The following is a 16623-nucleotide window of genomic DNA, read 5'->3' on the forward strand; positions in this document are numbered from 1 at the left end:
AGTACACGTCCCCGAAGACACAGGAAGCGAATCACCATGAGCAGCGTCGCCGTCACCGGAGCCGAGGGCTTCATCGGCTCCCACCTCGTCGAGGCACTGGTCGCCGACGGGCACCATGTCCGCGCGATGGTCCAGTACAACTCGTTCTCGTCCTTCGGCTGGCTGGAGACCCTCTCCAAGGAGGTGCTGGACTCCGTCGAGATCGTCCTCGGCGACGTCCGCGACCCCGGCTCCGTGAACGGCCTGGTGAAGGGCACCGAGGCGGTCTACCACCTGGCCGCCCTGATCGCGATCCCGTACTCCTACCAGGCCCCGCACTCGTACATCGAGACCAACGTCACCGGCACCCTGAACGTCCTGGAGGCCGTGCGCCACCTCGACATCCCCCGCCTGGTGCACACCTCGACCAGCGAGACCTACGGCACCGCCCAGACCGTGCCGATCTCCGAGGACCACCCGATCAACACCCAGTCCCCGTACGCCGCCTCCAAGGCCGGCGGCGACCGGCTGGCCGACAGCTACCACGCCAGCTTCGAGACCCCGGTCGTCACCCTGCGCCCGTTCAACACCTTCGGCCCGCGCCAGTCGATGCGCGCCGTCATCCCGACCGTGATCGCCCAGCTCGCGGCCGGCGAGACCGAGATCACCCTCGGCGACCTGCGCCCGACCCGTGACTTCATGTTCGTCAAGGACACCGCGCTGGCCTTCCGCACCGTCGGCACCGCCCCCGCCGAGTCCGTCGTCGGCCGGACCTTCAACGCCGGCACCGGCGGCGAGATCTCGGTCGGCGACCTGGTCACGCTGGTCGGCAAGCTGATGGGCGTCGACGTCACGGTCAAGGAGGACGAGCAGCGCATCCGCCCGACCAACTCCGAGGTCATGCGCCTGGTCGCCGACGCCACCCGGCTGCGCACCGCCACCGGCTGGACCCCGCAGTACTCCCTGGAGGAGGGCCTGGAGCAGACCATCGAGTTCTTCCGCGACCCGTCGAACCTGGCCCGCTACAAGACCGACATCTACAACGTCTGACCCGGCCCCGCCTTCCGGCCGCTCCAACGCCGAAGGCCCCTTGTCGCATTGTCGCATCGACTTCCGTGGGGGAACCACCATGCACGCAGTGATCCTGGCCGGCGGTAAGGGCGTTCGACTCCGCCCCTACACCACCGCGCTTCCCAAGCCGCTCGTCCCGATCGGCGACCAGCACGCGATCCTGGAGATCGTGATGCGCCAGCTCGCCGCCGCGGGCTTCCAGACCGTCACCCTGGCCATCGGCCACCTCGGCCACATCATCCGCGCCTACGTCGGCAACGGCTCCCAGTGGGGGCTGCGGGTCGGCTACGCGGTCGAGGACAGCCCGCTCGGCACCCTCGGTCCGCTGCTCACCATGCAGGACCGGCTGCCGGACAACTTCCTGGTGATGAACGGCGACGTCCTCACCGACCTGGACTTCGCCGGGGTGCTCAAGCACCACGAGTCGTCCGGGGCCCCGCTCACCATCGCCACCTACGCCCGCCAGGTGAAGATCGACTTCGGCGTGCTGACCTCCGAGGGCGGTTCCATCACCGGCTTCCAGGAGAAGCCGAGCATCGACTACCGGGTCTCGATGGGCGTGTACGGCGTCTCCCGTGCCGCGCTCGCCAAGTACACCCCGGGTCTGCCGCTGGGCTTCGACGAGCTGGTGCTGGACCTGCTGGCCGCCAGGACCCCGCCGTCCGCCTACGAGTTCGACGGCTACTGGCTCGACATCGGCCGCCCGGACGACTACGACCGGGCCAACGCCGAGTTCTCGCTCAACCGCTCGCTGCTGCTGCCGGACGGGCCGGTCGTCCCCGGCCCCGCCGCGGGCGAGGGCCTGTACGCGGTGCCGAACGACCAGGACCGGCCCGTCCCCGCCGCCCGCACCGCCACCGACGCCGCCGACGGGCAGCCGGCCGCGGTGGTGCCGACCGGCCCCGAGAACGACGGGCGGGCCGCGTGAGGATCCTGCTGCTCGGCGCCGACGGCTTCCTCGGCCGCCACGCCGCCACCGCCCTGCGGTCCCTGCCGGGTGCCACCGTGCTGACCGCCGGGCGGCGGCCCGACCACGACCTGCGGCTCGACCTGGCCACCGCCCAGGCCGGACCGCTCGGCGAGGAGCTGGCCGCGCACGCACCGGACGCGGTGGTCAACTTCGCGGGTGCGGTGGCCGGCAGCGCCGTCAAGCTCGCCGAGGTCAACGCCCGCGGCCCGGCCGTGCTCTGCGAGGCGCTCGAACGGGGCGCCCCGAAGGCCCGGCTGGTGCACATCGGCTCGGCCGGCGAGTACGGCGTCTGCGCCCCCGGCAGCTCGCTCGCCGAGGACGCCGACGCCCGCCCGGTCGGCGTCTACGGCGCCACCAAGCTGGCCGGCTCCCTCGCGGTGGCCGGCTCGCCGCTGGACGCCGTGGTGCTCCGGGTGTTCAACCCGGTCGGCCCCGGCGCCCCCGCCGGTTCGCTGCCCGGCCGGCTCGCCGCCGAGCTGCGCCGGGCCGCCCCGGAGGGCACCGGCGGGGTGGTGCGGGTCGGGGACCTCTCGGCCCACCGCGACTTCGTCGACGCCCGGGACATCGCCCGCGCGGTCGCCCTCGCGGTGGCCGCCGAGGGTCCGCTGCCGCGGCTGCTCAACCTGGCCTCCGGGCAGGCCCGGCCGGTCCGGGCGATCGCCGACGGCCTGGTCACGGCGGCCGGCTTCACCGGCCGGATCGACGAGAGCGGCGCCGGCTCCGAGCGCTCCGCCGCCGTCTCCTGGCAGCAGGCCGACGTGTCGGCCGCCGCCCGGGCACTCGGCTGGCACCCGGAGACCGGGCTCGACGAGACCCTGCGCGACCTCTGGCTCTCCACCGAACCGCAGGCCGCCGACCCGTCGGCCACCGAACCGCCGGCCACCGCATGACGGGCGGGAGCCACCACGACGGCCGCCTGCTGGTGCCGCTGTACGTCCACCCCGCGGTGGACCCGGCGGCCTGGCAGGCGGTCGCCGCCGCCGACCCCGGGCGGATCGCCGCCGTCGTGCTCAACCTCGCCGACGGGCCGGGCGACCCCGACCACGTGTTCGCCGAGGCCGCGGAGGAGCTCCGCAGGGCCGGCCTGCCACTGCTCGGCTACGCCGACACCGACTACGGCCGACGGCCGCACGCCGCCGTGGTGCAGGATGTCCTGACCTACCGCCAGCGGCACGGCATCACCGGCGTCTACCTCGACCAGGTGTCGACCGCGCCCGGCGCGCTGCCGCACTACCGGCGCCTCGCCACCGCGGCCCGCGCCGCCGGCTGCGCCACGGTCGTGTTCGGCCACGGGGACCACCCGGACCCCGGGTACGCCGAGGTCGGCCTGGCCGACCTGCTGGTCACCTTCGAGGGCGACTGGACGGCGTACCAGGGGCTGGCCCTGCCGCTGTGGACCGGCCGGCACGCCGCCGCCCGGTTCTGCCACCTGGTCTACGACGTACCCGTCGAACGCTCCGGGGAGGCGACCGCGCTGATCGCCGCCCGCCGGGCCGGCGTCGGCTGCGCCGTTCCGGGCACCGGGGACAACCCCTGGCGCACCCTGCCGCACGAGCTGACCGTCGGTCGGCCCGTCACCGAACCCACCTGACCCCACCGGAGTTCGAGCACCGTGACCCGCCGCACCCGGCCCCTGGCCGCCGCCCTCGCCCTCGCCACCGCCGTCGCCCTGCTGGCGACCTCGTGCAGCAGCTCGGGTTCGGAGGACGAGGACGACCCCTCGGACGACGCCACCGGCGCGCAGCCCCCGGCGGCCACCGCCGCCCCCGTCCCGGGCACTCCCGGCACCCCGGACGCCCCGTCCTCCCCCGCCGACGCGGGCTCGCCGACGGCCCCGGCCCCCGGCACGCCCTCGGTCCCGCCCGGCACCCCGGGCACGCCTTCCGTCCCGGGAACCCCCGGTACTCCCAGTGCTCCTGGTACGCCTGGCACGCCCGGCACTTCGGGCCGCCCGGTCACGCCCGGCACCCCGACCGGACCCGGCACCCCGGGCACCCCGGGCACTCCCGGTACGCCCGCCGGCCCCGCCGGAGCCCGTTGGCAACCCGCCCCCGGCCTCGCCTGGCAGTGGCAACTCGGCGGCGGCGTGGACCAGTCCGTCGACGTCCCGGTCTACGACATCGACGGCTTCGAGACGGACGCCTCGGTGGTCGCCGCGCTGCACGCCAAGGGCCGCAAGGTGATCTGCTACATCAACGCCGGTTCCTGGGAGGACTTCCGCCCCGACGCCGCCGCCTTCACCCAGGCCCTCCAGGGCGCGGGCAACGGCTGGAAGGGCGAGAAGTGGTTCGACATCCGCAAGCTCGACCAGCTGAAACCGCTGATGGCGGCCCGCTTCGACATGTGCCGGCAGAAGGGCTTCGACGCCGTCGAACCCGACACCATCGAGGCCTACAACCAGCAGAGCGGCTTCCCGCTGACCGCGGACGACCAGCTCCGCTACAACCGCATGCTCGCCACGCTCGCCCACGAACGCGGCCTGGCGATCGGCCTGAAGAACGACCTGGAGCAGGTCCCCGCCCTGCTGGGCGACTTCGACTTCGCGGTGAACGAGGAGTGCGCGCAGTTCGACGAGTGCGGCCGGCTCTCGCCCTTCGTCCAGGCGGGCAAGGCGGTGTTCCATGTCGAGTACAAGCTCGGCACGGACCGGTTCTGCGCCAAGACCAAGGCCCTGGGCTTCAGCTCGATGCAGAAGAAGCTCGAACTGGACGCCTGGCGGAAGCCCTGCTGACGCGGGGACGGGGGCCGCGGGGCCACCGGCCCGCCAGGCGTCCACCCAGGAGGGTTACTTGACCGCCAGCCAGACGACGGCGCCCACCGCCACGAGCACGGCCACGGCGATCGCCGCGATCATGCCCGTGCGGCTGCCGCCGGTGCCGTAGGTGTTGACGGAGCCCGGCGCCTGGGGTGCCGGGGTCTCCTCGACGAAGGCCCGGAACATCTGGGTGCTGCCGGCGGGGTCGTAGTCGTTGTCAGCCATGGCAGGGACTCTAACGAATCCGCGGACCGCCCCGACACCCGGTCTCCGCACTACGACTGTGCGACTGTGCGACTGTGCGACAAGCATGTGAAGACCGCGACGACCCCGGAATGCCCGCCCCACCGATCGGGTTGACTCGGACCATGACCGATTCCCGCAGCGACGCCCCCCGTTACGCGCAGCTCGGCGACTCCGAGCTCTCGGTGTTCCCGCTCTCCCTTGGCGGCAACGTCTTCGGCTGGACGGCCGACGAGGCCGAGTCCTTCGCCGTCCTCGACGCCTACACGGCGGCCGGCGGCAACTTCGTGGACACCGCCGACACCTACTCCTCCTGGGTCCCGGGCAATACCGGCGGCGAGTCCGAGAGGATCATCGGGAAGTGGCTGCGCAGCCGCGGCAACCGCGACTCCGTCGTGGTCGCCACGAAGGTCGGGCTGCATCCCGAGGCGCGCGGGCTGGGCGCGGCCACCATCAAGTCCTCCGCCGAGGGCTCGCTGCGCCGCCTCGGCGTCGACCACATCGACCTCTACTACACCCACCAGGACGACGACACCCCGGTGGAGGAGTTCGTCACCGCCCTGGACGAGTTGGTGCGCGAGGGCAAGGTGCGCGCCGTCGCCGCCTCCAACATCGGCGCCGACCGGCTCGCCGAGGCCCTGGCCTTCGCCGAGCGCGAGGGCCTGGCCAAGTACGTGGCCGTCCAGCCGCACTACAACCTGGTCTCCCGCGGCACCTTCGAGGGACCGCTGGCCGAGGTGGTCGCCGCGCACGGCCTCGCCACCGTCCCCTACTACGCGCTGGCCTCCGGTTTCCTCACCGGCAAGTACCGCCCGGGCGGCACCTCGGTGACCAGCGCCCGCGCCGAGGGGGCCGGCCGCTACCTGGACGGCCCGCGCGGCCCCAAGGTCCTGGAGGCGCTCGACACCGTGGCCGCCGAGCAGGAGGTGGAACTCGCCACCGTCGCCCTGGCCTGGCTCGCCGCCCGGCCGACCGTCGCCGCCCCGATCGCCAGCGCCCGCACCGTCGACCAGCTCCCGCCGCTGCTGGCCGCCGCCGCGCTGGAGCTCACCCCGGCGCAGACCGCGCTGCTGGACGACGCCTCCGCCTGACCCCCGGCCCGTCACCCGACGCATCACCCGGCACGGCCGGCCGAAGTGGGTCGGCCGGAAGCCGCTGCTGATCGTCGACACCCGGACGGTCTTCCCCGGCCGGGGAGCCTCGACGAACGTCCCGCCACCCAGGTAGATCCCCACATGGTGGATCCCCGAGGCCCGGCCGCTGTCCGACCAGAACAGCAGGTCGCCCCGACGCAGCCGGTCCTGGGTGATCGGAGTGGTCGCCGCGTACTGGTCGTCGGCCACCCGCGGCAGCTCGACGCCCGCCCGCCGGAAGGCCTGCTGCACCAACCCCGAGCAGTCGTAGCCGGAGGGGCCGTCGCCGCCCCACACATAGGGCTTGCCGAGCTGGGCCAGCGCGTAGCCGATCACCGACTCCGCCCGGTCGGAGGAGGGCCCCCGGTCCGGGGCCGGCGTCCCGCCGTCCGGTCGGCCGGTGCGGTCGAGGTAGATGTCGTAGTGGCTGGTCCAGCGCCACTCGCCCCGGGCGTTCTTGAACCAGTACCTGGAACCGTCCCAGCCCTGGCGTGGTCCGACGGACCGGACTGCTGCTTCGGAAGCGGCCGGCCGCGTGGTGGAGGCGGTGGAGCCGGTGGAGACGGTCGAAGCGGTGGAGCCGGTTGTGGGCGGGACACCGGTTGTGGGCGAGGAACCGGTTGTGGAGGAGGCGCCGGAGCCGCCCACGGCCTTCGCGTACACGCTGTAGTGGCCGGTCCAGCGCCACTCGCCCCGGGCGTTCTTGAACCAGTACTTGGACCCGTCCCAGCCCTGCTTGCCCGGCGCCGCCTGCGCGGCTCCGGCACCGGTGGTCAGCCCGACCACCCCGGCGCCGGCCAGCACGGTGGTGGCCAGACAGGCGGTGCGCACCGCCCGGTGTATTCGGCCGCCCCCGGACGGCCGCGCCGGGCGGGCGGTGCGCGGCCGGGCCGCGCAGTGCGGGCAACCGCAGCCCGCGACCGCGGGACCACCGCCGAGGCGTTCCTCGAAACCGTCGGGGGCGTCGAGGCCCGCGAAGCCCTGGCGCGCGTCGAACTCGGCGAACTCGTCGAACGTGTCGAACGTGTCGAGTCCGTCGGCGGTCCCGTCAACGAACGCGAGGCCGACGTCCGTGCCGCTGGCTATCCTCATGCCGGTCGTCCTTCCTTCCGCCCGACCCGGGCGGCCGGGGGCGGTACCGAGGCGGCCACTCCGGCCGGGGCGACGAAGGCGACCAGCAGGTGCTCCATCAGCGCGCTCCGGGCGGCCTCGTCCAGCTCGTGCGCGGTGGCGCGCTCCAGTCGGCGCACGGCGAGCGCCGCCGCCTCCACCGCGTCGTCCACCAGCACCGTGCGCAGGCCCGCGTCCAGATCGGCCATCCGGCGCCGGCGCATCGACTCGGCCACCTCCGGCGCGTAGTCCAGCGCCAGCGGCTGCGCCGAGTAGACCTCCAGTCCGGCCGGGGCGACCTCGGCGGCCAGCGCCCGGGTCAGCTCGTCGGCGAACCACTGGCCGTCGCGCAGTGCCGGCCCGGGGGCCGCGTTGCTGTCGCAGGGCAGGACGGAGGCGGTCCGGGTGAGCACCGCCTGGACCTGCTCCCGCAGATAGCCCTCGTGGTCCTCGATCGCCAGCACCGCGCGGGCGGTGTCCTTGACCCGCCACACGATCAGCAGCCGGACCACGATCGGCGTGCCGGTGCGGTCGACCACCTTGGCCGGCTCGCTGCGCCAGTGCCGCAGCCGGACGTCCACCCGGCGACGGCGCAGCAGCGGGTTCACCCAGACCAGGCCGGTGCGGCGGACGGTGCCCCGGTAGCGGCCCCAGCGGGTGAGCACCCGGGTCTCGCCACCGGCGTTGGCCAGCAGTCCGGCGAGCGCGAGCACGACGAGCAGCCCGGCGGCGGCCACGGCGGCCACCGAACGGGCGGTCACCTCGGCCCGGCCACTGGCGCGGGCGGCGTCCGCACGCAGATCGGGCAGCGCGTCCCAGTGCGGGACGACTCCGTCGCGCAGCAGCACCAGCAGGACGGCGGCAGTGCCGAGCAGCAGCGCCAGCAGCGCGACCCAGCCGGGCAGCCCGGCCGCGTTCCGCTCGCGGAGCGCCTGGTCGGCGCGCGGCGGCCGGCGCGAGGTGGCGGCGGCCGGCATCCCGGCCGGGACCGCCTCCGGGTCCGTGACCGGGAACGGGTCCGCGACCGGGAACGGGGGCAGCGGCGCCACCCGAACCGTCCGGGCGGCCGTCTCCCCCGCCTCCAACGGATCCCGCGGATCGGCGGAGGAGCCGGCGCGCCCGGGGAGGACCGTGAGCGGAGTGGTCGGCGGACCGCTGTCGGCCGGTCCGGCAGCGGTCCCGGACGTCCGCAACACCTTGGCGAGCGGGCTGGAGCCGGAGGCGGAACGTTCCGGCAGTGCGGGGGGAAGTGCTTTGGGCAGGTGGTCGGGTCGCTGCGAAGAATCGCGGGTGACGTCCATGCACGGATCCTCAGGTTCAGTGTGTCGCGCAACGGGCGGCCCGGATCTGACGGGCAGTGCCAGAGTCAGGCTAAGTTCATACATCATCAAATGCGACATTTGAGCTTATGTGTGTCGACATTTACTGACGAATCATCCGTAGCCGAAGCTGACGCGCAGGCACATGAGCGGATGGTGGGAGCGGTTCAGCGGCGCCGGGCCCCGGGTCCCCGGGCAAGCACCCGACGGGTGATCAGCCCGACCCCGGTGAGCACCAGCAGGATCCCGGCGATCGCGCCGCGCCAGGCGTCCGACCGCTGCCGGTCGGCGGCCACCGGCGACGAGAGGTCCACCGGGTCGGCCGCCCGCTGCTGTCCGCGCTCGGGCGGGGCAGCCGGGCCCCGACCCCGGTCCGACCGGTCGCGGTCCGGGGCGGAGACGTCCGCCGGATCCGGATCCGCCTCGGTCGGGGCGGCGGCGGCCGTCGCAGTCGGGCTCGGGGTGGCGGTGGAAGTGGGCGTGGAAGCAGGCGTGGAAGTGGGCATGGGCGCGGATGTGATGGTGTGGGCAGGGCTCGGGGACGTCGGGGCCGGGGTGGGCGAAACCGGGGCGGCAGCGGTCGAGGACACAGCCGGGGACGGACCGCCGGTGACCGGAGCCCCCGTCGTCGGAGCTGCGGTCGGCGACGGCAGGACCGCCGCCACCGGCGGGACGACGATCGGCAGCAGCCCCGACGGGACGGGATCGAGGACCGGCTCGACGACGGTCGGGGACGGGACCGACGGACTGGACGGGGTCGACGGGGTGGACGGCGTCGACGGGACGGACGGGGACGGGGTGGACGGCACCGGCGGGGTCGGCGGTGCCGGTACCGAGGGCGAGGCCGTCGGGGACGGGGAGAGCGCGGGCGTGGGGCGCGCGGATGTCGTCGGCTCGGCCGAGGGCGAGGACGAGGACGACGGCACGACCGTCCCCGCCGTGGGCGCCCCTGTGGGCACCACCGTGGGCGTCGGAACCGGCGTCGGTGCAGCGCTCACCGTCGGAGCCGGAGTCGCCGAAGGAGTCACCGTGGGAGTCACCGAAGGAGCCACCGTGGGAGCGACGTCCGGCGTCGCCCCCGCCCCCGCCGTCGGCGTCGGCGTGACCGCCCCGCCCGCCGTGGCGACAGTGACCGCCACGGCCTCCGCCGCCGTCCCGTTCCCCGCCGGATCGGTCGCGGTGACGACCAGCCACTGCTCCCCCTCCGGCAGATCACGGTTCGCCGTGCACGCCCAGCCGCCGTCGACGGCCGCCGTCGTCCCGCACGCGACGATCCGCGCGGTCTCGGCGGCACGCTCAGGCCGCGCGGTGACGAGTACCTGGGCCCCGGGTTCGGCCCTTCCGGCGAGCCGGGGCCGGGCGCCCCGGAGGGTCTCCCCGGCGGTCGGCGCGGTGAGCACCGGCCGGTCCGGTGGCACGGTGTCGACGACCAGCTCGACCGCCTGACCCGGAGTCCGGTTCCCGGCGAGGTCGGCGGCGGTGGGCGTGAGCCGGTGCCGACCGTCCGCCAGGTTCTCCACCGGCAGACAGGACCAGCCGCCGTCGGGCCGGACACCCGTGCTGCACAGGTCGGTCCCCTGACCGCTGGAGCCGCCGCCCCCGCCGGCCGCCTCTCGCGGTCCGGCCGACCGGTCGACCACGGTCACGGTGCTGCCCGGCTCGCCGGTGCCGGCCAGTTGCAGCCCCGGGTCGTTGGTGAACTCGGGCAGGGTGAGCACCGGCGTGCCCGGGGGCGCGGTCTTGACGGTGATCCGCACCGGCTCGCCGCGCAGCACCACGCCACCGCCGGTGGTCTCCACCGGGGTGAGGCTGTGCCGGCCCGGGGCCAGCGCCGAGTCCGGGCGGCAGGACCAGTCGCCGCCCCGGGCGACCCGGGTCCGGCAGAGCGCGGTGTCGCCCTCACGGATCTCGACCGTGGCGCCGGCCACCGCGCCCTCGCCGGAGATCCGGGGGCGGGCCTCGGCAAGGGTGGTGCCGTCGACCGGTTCGGCGATCTCCGGGCGGGCGGCCCCGACGGTCAGCCGGATCCGCTGGTCCGAGACCTGCCCGGAGTCGGCGAAGCCGCCGGGCGGCACCAGTTGGGCGGCGTCGCGGCCGATCCGCAGCCGGGCCCAGGTCTCGCCGGAGGCCGCGCCGGCGGGGACGGTCCACTCCAGCGAGGCGCTGTGCTCGCCGGGGGCGATCTCGGTCTGCACCCGCTCGGTGGCGTCGAAGCGGCCGTTGCGGTCGAAGTCGACCCAGCCGGCCAGGGTCGCGGCCGAGTCGCCGACGGCGACCGGGAGGGTGAGCCGGTAGGCGTGGCCGATCGCCGCCTCGGCGGGGTAACCGACGGCCGGGTCGGCGCCCTGGTACTCGCCCCGGCCCGGCTGGAGCTTCGGCGGTGGCGGATTGGCCCCGCCGTCCTCCGCGCCGCCGGTGGGTCCCGCCCCGCCGGTGGGTCCCTCCCCGCCGGTGCCACCGTCCACCGCGCCGTCCGCCCGACCGGCGTCGGGCCGCCGGAACAGCCAGCCGGGCCGCCCGTCGGCCTTGGCGCCCTGGGTGGCGGCGTCACCGCCCAGGTAGAGGTCGGAGAGCAGGTGGGAGGCGTTGCCGTAGCCCTGCGGCGCGGTGCCGACCCCCTCGTCGAGGGTGACCGTGTAGGCCTGGGTGAGCGGGGCCGGGGCGGTCGTGGAGCCGGCCCGGGCGGTCGAGCGCCGCTCGACCCGGAAGACCGCCGTGCGGAAGGTGCCGGCCAGCTCCAGGCTGCCCTCGGCGGCGGACCCGGGGTCGCCGTCGGCGCCGCCGTCGGCCCGGGCGGGGGCGAGCGTGTTGCCGTCGACCGTCCAGCCGGGCCAGTCGGTGCGGTTGACCAGGGTGGGGGCGGCCGGTGAGCCGCCGGTCAGGGTGAGCCTGGTCGCGGTGCCGGTGGAACCGGATTTCCCGGTGGTGATTCCGGCGAGTCCGCTGAGGTGCAGCCGGGGATTGCGGACGGCCCGGGAGAATGTCAGCCGAAGCGTTCCGACGGTGCGCCAGGAACCGTCCGTCTGCGGACGGTCGTCGGAGATCCGGAAGGACTGCGCGGGATCTCCGGGCCGGAGCCCGTCGGCGTAGAGCGTGCGGGAACGGCCGCCGCCGGCGCGGTCCGCCAATTTCCCTGGACCGGCGGTGACCGTCATCCCGGGGTCGGCGGAGAACTCCAGTTGGACGGAGAGCCCGGAGGGCAGCACCGCACCGCGTTCGGCGGTCCAGCTCCCGGGGGACTGCTGGGCGGCCGAGGGCGGCGGGTTCCAGCCGATCAGCAGCCCGGCCGCCAGGACCGCGGCGGCACCGGCCGCAGCCGGGAACTGTCGGTTCATCCGGCTCTCCTTCACATCGGCTGCCGGGCGGCCTGGGTGACCGGGCAGTCTGGACACAAGATGTGACAAAACGGAATCACGATTCTGGTCCGGTCATACCGCGACACTTGCACTATTGGCCGTGTGACACCCGATTGGCAGCCTCAGGCCCCCGGCAGGACGGGATGTACCCGAAAGGTACGCACTCCACCCATCGGGCCCCGCGCGGGACGGACGGCCCGCGCCCGACGGCCTGCGGCAGGGGGGCCCCGGAAACGAAAGAACCCCCGGCCGCCAGGGCCGGGGGTTCTCTTCTGGTGCGCTCAGCAGGATTCGAACCTGCAACCTCTTGATCCGTAGTCAAGTGCTCTATCCGTTGAGCTATGAGCGCAAGTGCCGGACGGATCCGGCCTTGCGGGGTTTGGTGCGCTCAGCAGGATTCGAACCTGCAACCTCTTGATCCGTAGTCAAGTGCTCTATCCGTTGAGCTATGAGCGCTCGCCCTGGTGAACGTTGCCAGCGGGGCGGTGCGGGGACAACATTACATGACCTGCGGCGCGGGACGAAATCGATTGATCCGGGCACCTCGGGCGGCCCCGCGCCGGCGGGCGGGTCCCGGACATACGAAGAGCCCCGCCGACAAGATCGTCGACGGGGCTCCCGGCTGCGGAGGCTGAGGGATTTGAACCCTCGATCAGGAATAACCCCGAAACCGCATTAGCAGTGCGGCGCCATAGACCGGACTAGGCGAAGCCTCCTCCACATGGCCCAAGCCCGCGTGCGCGGACCCGTTCCCTGTGCCTGTGATGATGCCACAACCCGGGGGCCCGGCACCAACCGCCGACAACGTTACTAGGCGGGTCGTCCCCGCCGCAAAGAAGAATGAGATACTGCCCTCTCCGGAGAGAGCTGCCCTGAAGCCGAGGAGACCTGTCGACGTGAGCAGCAGGCCGATCCGAGGCGCTGCTCGCCTCGCCGCCATACTCGACGCCCTGCCCGATGCGTTGTTGCTGGTCAACAGCAACGGCACGGTCGTCGATGCCAACACCGCGGCCGTACAGGCGCTCCAGGCGCCCGGCACCTCGCTGGTCGGCATGGGGGTGCTCGACCTCCTACCGGAGTTCGACCCCAGCCGGATCCCCGGTTCGATGCGGCCGGCCACCCGCGAGGACGAGGCGCTCGACCGCCCGGTCCGGATGACGGCCCGGCGCACCGACGGCAGCACCTTCCCGGTCGAGGTCTCCGGCAACGACTTCGACGACGACGGCTCCGGCGCGGGCGAGGGCCGGGGCTACGCGGTCTCCTCGCTGGTCCCCTACGACCCGTACCGCGAGGGCTCCCGCTCCTCCGACCTGCTCCTGCTGCTGGTCCGCGACCTGACCGGCCGGCTCGGCGTCGAGGCCGAGCTGCGCCGCCAGCACAAGCAGACCGAGATGATCCTGCGGGCCGCCGCCGAGGGCGTGCTCGGCGTCGACCTCGAAGGCCGCTGCGTGCTGGTCAACCCGGCCGCCGCGCACATCCTGGAGTACCGGGCCAGCGAGCTGGGCGGCCGTGAGCTGCACCCGCTGATCCAGCACTCCCGGGCCGACGGCACCCCGCTGTCGCTGGAGGAGTCCGCGCTGCTGGACACCCTGACCTCCGGCCGCAAGCACCGGGTGCGCGGCACCGTGCTGTGGCGCAAGGACGGCCGGCCGGTCACCGTCGACCTCACCACCGCCCCGGTCCGGGACGGCGACCAGCTGGTCGGCGCGGTCATGACCTTCACCGACCGCAGCCGCGAACTCGCGCTGGTCGCCCGCAACGAGCACCTCACCGCCGTCCTGGAGAGCGAGCTCGGCGGCGCGCTGACCGCGCTGCACCGGCGGATCGACACGCTCGCCGCCGACCCCGCCGGACAGCTCTGGCCGGAGGCCAACTGGACGCTGCGCCGGCTCGCCGACGAGTGCCGCCGGTTCGGCAAGCTGATCGACGGTGTGCTGGCCCACCAGCGCTCCGAGGCCGGCGAGAGCGCCGCCGCGGACGCGGACGGCAAGGGCGGACCGAAGCCCGCCGAGCGGGTCCCCGTCGCCCTGGACAAGGTGGTCCGCCGGGCCGTCGAGCACGCGGGCGAGCTGGTCGGCGCCGGGCGGGTGCGGTTCTCCGTGCACGCGGCCGCCGTCGAGGTGATCGCCGACGAGCAGCGGCTCGCCCAGGCGCTGGCCCACCTGGTCGCGGACGTCAGCGGCGTCGGCCTGTCGCTGGACGCCGAGCCCGAACTGCCCTCCCCCGGGCTCGCCGCCCCCGGCACCCCGGCCCTGCCGCCGGGCGGTGGCGACACCCCGGCCGTGGTGCTCGCCGCCGCCCAGCGCGGCGAGGTCGCCAGGGTGGAGATCCGTGGCCCCGGGCGCGGCGGCAGCCCCGTCCACCTGCCGATAGCCCGCGCGGTGGTCGAGCGCCACGGCGGGGTGCTCCAGCCGCACGAGCTGCCGGGTCGCGCCGGCACCACCTATGTCGTCGAACTGCCGCTGGACCCGGTCGCCGCGAAGGCCGCCGCCGAGCGCGCGGGCGCCGAGGGCCGCTCGGACCGGCCCAAGGAGAGCGACAGCGCCGTCCTGCCCGACCTGCCGGGCATCCCGCAGCTGCCCACCGCGCGCGCCGAGGAGCCGGCGGCCGAGGGCTCCTCGCCCACCGGTCCCGGTACGGCGACCGCCGCCGACCACGGCTCCTCCGGCACCCCGGCGGAGGGCACCGCCCGGGAGCGTGGGCGCGGTGACTCCGCGAACGACACCCCCGACACTCCGCCGGCCGACCAGGCCGCCGATCCCGGCACCGATCCGGCCCCGGCGCCGGTCGTCGAGCAGCGTCGGGGCCGGCGCGGGCGCCCCGCCGTCGAACAACCCCCGACCGCCGACGGCGGCGCCGCCCAGGACGCCCCCGGCCCCGGCGGCCACCCGGACATCCCGGCCGACCAGTGGCCGAACGCCCCGGCCCGGATCGAACGGGCCGTCCCCGAGCAGTGGAACGGCACCGGCAACGACCCCGCGTACGGGCGGCAGGGCTTCGGCGGCCCGAACGACCCGCAGAGCGACCCCTGGGGCAAGGACGACGGCCGCTCCGGCACCGCCTACGCCGTCCCGGTCGACGCCGGGCGTCCCGCTCCGGGCCCCGGCGACGGGACCGCCGGCGCGGACGGCGAGCGCCCGGCCGCCGATGGCGCGGCCGGTCCGCGCACGCCGATCGCGCTCGGCCCCGGCCCCTCCCCGGAGGACCCGGCGGCCGGTCCTGGCGGGCAGGACGCGGCGGGCGGTCCGGACGAGTCCGGCACCGAACCCCGGCCGTCCCGGCGCCGCCGCGCGCTGCCCGGCAACGAGGACTCCTCCGGCGGCTTCGCCCTGCCCGGCGTTCCCGAGACCCCGGTCTACCCCGGGCTGGAACACGCCCTGCCGACCGGTCCGGCCCCGGTTCCGGCCCCGGCCGAGCCCGCCGGTCCCACGCCGACCGGCCGCCGCCGCCGGCTGGCCGTCCCGCCCGGCCCCGGTGGCGAGAGCGGCGGCCCGGCCGCGCCCGACGGCGCCGGAGCGGGTGCCCCCGCCGCACTGCCCGCGCTGCCGTCGGCGGCCCCGGCGGTGCCGGACGGCGCCGGCCCCGGCAACCACCCCGGCGGCGACCGCCGCGAGGGCGGACCGCAGCCGGTCGGCACCGGCCTGGGCGAGCTGGCCCCGCCGCGGCCGCTCGGCGGCACCGGCCTGCCCGGTGTGCCCGGCGGTTCCGGGCCGGGGGCCCAGGTGGGCCCGGCCGCCGGCGCCCTGACCGTGCCCGCGCCGGCACCCGCCGAGGTCCGGCCCGCGCCGAGACCGATGGCCGAGCTGCCCGCCGCGCCCACGCCGGCGCTCCCGGCGGCCCTGCAGATCTCCCCGAACGGCGGCGGAGCGGAGCCCGGCGAGCGCCCGGTGCCCGCGCCCGCCCCCGACGGCGGACCGCGTCGGCTGCTGGTCTGGCCCGAGCCCGACCCGGCCACCAGCCGGGCCCTCCAGGACCGCGGCTACCACCCGGTGATCGTCCGCTCCCGCGAGGAGGTGGACGCGCAGGTCTCCGGATTCCCCGCCGCGCTCTTCGTCGACCCGCTGACCGGCCCGATCACCCGCACCGCCCTGCAGTCGCTGCGCACCGCCGCACTGAACAGCCGGGTCCCGGTGGTGGTCACCGCCGGTCTCGGCCAGGCCACCCGGGACGCCGCGTACGGCGCCGACCCGGCCGTGCTGCTGCGCGCCCTCGCCCCGCGCGACGGCGAGAACCACGCCCCGCGCGTCCTGCTGGTCGAGAGCGATCCGGACATCGCCGTCGCGATGATCGGCAGCCTGGAGCGGCGCGGCATGCACGTCGAGCACGCGGTGGACGAGAACGACGCCGTCGCCCGGGCCAGCAGCGTGCAGCCCAACCTGGTGGTGATGGACCTGCTCCAGATCCGCCGCCGCCGGGTCGGCCTGCTGGACTGGCTGCGCGCCAACGACCGGCTGCACCGCACCCCGCTCGTCGTCTACACCTCGGTGGACCTCGACCCGCGCGAGCTGCCCCGGCTGCGCACCGGCGAGACGGTCCTCTTCCTCGCCGAGCGCTCGACCAGCGAGGACGTCCAGTCCCGGATCGTCGACCTGCTCGGACGGATCGGCGCCATGGGCGAGGCGGGCGTCGCCGCCGCCGGCTGAGCTCGCGGCACGGAACGTCCAGGGCCGGCCACCCCCTCCGCGGG

At 75.3% G+C, this 16623-nt stretch carries 9 protein-coding genes, 3 tRNA genes and 2 pseudogenes; 7 read left to right on the forward strand and 7 right to left on the reverse strand.

Annotated elements, in window-relative coordinates; genetic code table 11:
• Positions 1-36 precede the first annotated feature (36 nt).
• The 5 genes and pseudogenes from SM793_RS09830 to SM793_RS09850 all read left to right on the forward strand — a co-directional run bounded on the left by SM793_RS09830 (position 37) and on the right by SM793_RS09850 (position 4751).
• Positions 37-1029: an SDR family NAD(P)-dependent oxidoreductase gene (locus SM793_RS09830; RefSeq protein ID WP_320437692.1), complete on the forward strand. Its 993-nt coding sequence runs from the start codon at positions 37-39 to the stop codon at positions 1027-1029.
• A 79-nt stretch (positions 1030-1108) separates the two neighbouring features.
• Positions 1109-1810, forward strand: a pseudogene (locus SM793_RS09835) (nucleotidyltransferase family protein); the annotation flags it as partial.
• Positions 1811-1974: 164 nt separating this feature from the next.
• On the forward strand, positions 1975-2910 hold the full coding sequence (locus SM793_RS09840; protein ID WP_320437693.1) for an NAD(P)-dependent oxidoreductase: 936 nt from the start codon (positions 1975-1977) through the stop codon (positions 2908-2910).
• A complete protein-coding gene (locus SM793_RS09845; RefSeq protein WP_320437694.1) occupies positions 2907-3611 on the forward strand; it encodes a spherulation-specific family 4 protein in 705 nt (234 codons plus the stop codon). The genes SM793_RS09840 and SM793_RS09845 overlap by 4 nt, the downstream gene beginning before the upstream one ends.
• 21 nt (positions 3612-3632) lie before the next feature.
• The gene (locus SM793_RS09850) at positions 3633-4751 is read left to right on the forward strand and encodes an endo alpha-1,4 polygalactosaminidase (protein ID WP_320437695.1); all 1119 of its coding nucleotides are present in this window, start codon (positions 3633-3635) and stop codon (positions 4749-4751) included.
• 54 nt (positions 4752-4805) lie between these two features.
• Here SM793_RS09850 and SM793_RS09855 read toward each other — a convergent pair whose 3' ends face one another.
• Positions 4806-5000, reverse strand: coding sequence for a hypothetical protein (locus SM793_RS09855; RefSeq protein ID WP_320437696.1), 195 nt, complete (start codon positions 4998-5000; stop codon positions 4806-4808).
• Between the two features lie 143 nt (positions 5001-5143).
• On the opposite strand from SM793_RS09855, the gene SM793_RS09860 reads away from it, so the two are divergent.
• On the forward strand, positions 5144-6109 hold the full coding sequence (locus tag SM793_RS09860; RefSeq protein WP_320437697.1) for an aldo/keto reductase: 966 nt from the start codon (positions 5144-5146) through the stop codon (positions 6107-6109).
• Between the two features lie 69 nt (positions 6110-6178).
• Here SM793_RS09860 and SM793_RS36365 read toward each other — a convergent pair.
• From SM793_RS36365 to SM793_RS09885, 6 genes and pseudogenes are all read right to left on the reverse strand, one after another.
• A pseudogene (locus SM793_RS36365) lies at positions 6179-7243 on the reverse strand (C40 family peptidase); the annotation flags it as partial.
• The gene (locus SM793_RS09865) at positions 7240-8562 is read right to left on the reverse strand and encodes an SPFH domain-containing protein (RefSeq protein ID WP_320437698.1); all 1323 of its coding nucleotides are present in this window, start codon (positions 8560-8562) and stop codon (positions 7240-7242) included. The gene SM793_RS09865 and the pseudogene SM793_RS36365, both read right to left, overlap by 4 nt.
• A gap of 185 nt (positions 8563-8747) precedes the next feature.
• Complete coding sequence (locus SM793_RS09870) at positions 8748-11915, reverse strand: Ig-like domain-containing protein (RefSeq protein WP_320437699.1); 3168 nt, start codon at positions 11913-11915, stop codon at positions 8748-8750.
• A 294-nt stretch (positions 11916-12209) separates the two neighbouring features.
• A tRNA-Arg gene (locus tag SM793_RS09875) sits at positions 12210-12285 on the reverse strand.
• 31 nt (positions 12286-12316) lie between these two features.
• Positions 12317-12392, reverse strand: a tRNA-Arg gene (locus tag SM793_RS09880).
• Positions 12393-12561: 169 nt separating this feature from the next.
• Positions 12562-12652: transfer RNA gene (locus tag SM793_RS09885), tRNA-Ser, on the reverse strand.
• 180 nt (positions 12653-12832) lie between these two features.
• On the opposite strand from SM793_RS09885, the gene SM793_RS09890 reads away from it, so the two are divergent.
• On the forward strand, positions 12833-16579 hold the full coding sequence (locus SM793_RS09890) for a PAS domain-containing protein (RefSeq protein WP_320437700.1): 3747 nt from the start codon (positions 12833-12835) through the stop codon (positions 16577-16579).
• Positions 16580-16623: the final 44 nt, after the last annotated feature.

Origin of the sequence: Kitasatospora purpeofusca (genome assembly GCF_034043715.1) — a bacterium.
GTDB lineage: Bacteria > Actinomycetota > Actinomycetes > Streptomycetales > Streptomycetaceae > Kitasatospora > Kitasatospora purpeofusca_A.

What these genes read in the sequence shown, in the direction of transcription:
- SM793_RS09830 (WP_320437692.1), top strand. Translation starts at nt 37, where the DNA reads ATGAGCAGCGTCGCCGTCACCGGAGCCGAGGGCTTCATCGGCTCCCAC.
- SM793_RS09845 (WP_320437694.1), top strand. Translation starts at nt 2,907, where the DNA reads ATGACGGGCGGGAGCCACCACGACGGCCGCCTGCTGGTGCCGCTGTAC.
- SM793_RS09855 (WP_320437696.1), bottom strand. Translation starts at nt 5,000, where the DNA reads ATGGCTGACAACGACTACGACCCCGCCGGCAGCACCCAGATGTTCCGG.
- SM793_RS09860 (WP_320437697.1), top strand. Translation starts at nt 5,144, where the DNA reads ATGACCGATTCCCGCAGCGACGCCCCCCGTTACGCGCAGCTCGGCGAC.
- SM793_RS09865 (WP_320437698.1), bottom strand. Translation starts at nt 8,562, where the DNA reads ATGGACGTCACCCGCGATTCTTCGCAGCGACCCGACCACCTGCCCAAA.
- SM793_RS09870 (WP_320437699.1), bottom strand. Translation starts at nt 11,915, where the DNA reads ATGAACCGACAGTTCCCGGCTGCGGCCGGTGCCGCCGCGGTCCTGGCG.